Origin of the sequence: Dietzia papillomatosis NBRC 105045, from assembly GCF_001570845.1 — a bacterium.
GTDB classification, from domain to species: domain Bacteria; phylum Actinomycetota; class Actinomycetes; order Mycobacteriales; family Mycobacteriaceae; genus Dietzia; species Dietzia cinnamea.
The window spans coordinates 1-874 of sequence record NZ_BCSL01000121.1 but is presented as its reverse complement, the minus strand read 5'-3'; the positions used below and the strand labels follow the sequence as shown (position 1 = coordinate 874).

Here is an 874-nt window from a genome sequence, read left to right as displayed (position 1 = left end):
GCGCCACGACCCCCAAGGCGCCGGTGATGCCGTCGACGCGGCCGCCGACCAGCGCACCGTGCGGTTCCGCCCCGAACGCGACGGCATGACCAGCATGTGGGCCCACCTGCCCTCCGGCGATGCCGAGAAACTACGCCGCCGCATCGACGCCGCCGCCCGCGCCGCCGCCGACACCGGCCACCCGCGCACCCGTAACCAACTGCGCGCCGACGCCCTGGTCGCCCTCGGCGATCCCAACACCACCGACATCGCCGACCCCCTGCCCGAGCACCCGGGCGATCACTCGGGCGACAACCCGGGCGACGACAGTGCGGCAGGCCCGGCCACCGCAGGCAGCACCGCCACCACCGGCACCGCCACCGGCACCGGGACCGACGCCGCCACCGGCACCGGCTCCGACGCCGACGACAGTGCCGCCGGTCGTGCGCCGTTGGGGGCCTCGTGGGGCACCGATCAGCCGATCCGGATCTCGGTGATCAACAGCATCGCCCAGGGCCTGCCCAACCGCGTGGAGTTCGTCACCGGCGCCTACGCCAGCTTCGACTGGCTCTGCGAGGAACTGCTCTCCGGCGGCGACGCCAAGGTCCGGTTCGAACTGCTGGACCCGCAACCGGGCACCGAGGACACCCCCGAGGCGGCGCTGAAGTACCGCATCAGCCCGGCCCTGGCCGAACGCATCCGCCTGCGCGACGGCACCTGCCGCCACCCGGGGTGCACGGTCGATGCCCACGACTGTGAGATCGACCATGTCATCGCCTTCGACCACCAACGCCCCGAGCTGGGCGGGCCCACCGCCGAATGGAACCTGGTGTGCCTGTGCCGAAAACACCACCGGGAGAAAACCTTCGGCCACTGCGCCTACCGACCAGGACCG

At 72.8% G+C, this 874-nt stretch carries 1 protein-coding gene; it reads left to right on the top strand.

Going from position 1 to position 874, the window contains the following annotated elements; genetic code table 11:
- Window positions 1-874, top strand: an 874-nt coding sequence (locus DPA01S_RS16915) for an HNH endonuclease signature motif containing protein (protein WP_061917942.1), incomplete at both ends; no start/stop codon positions are given.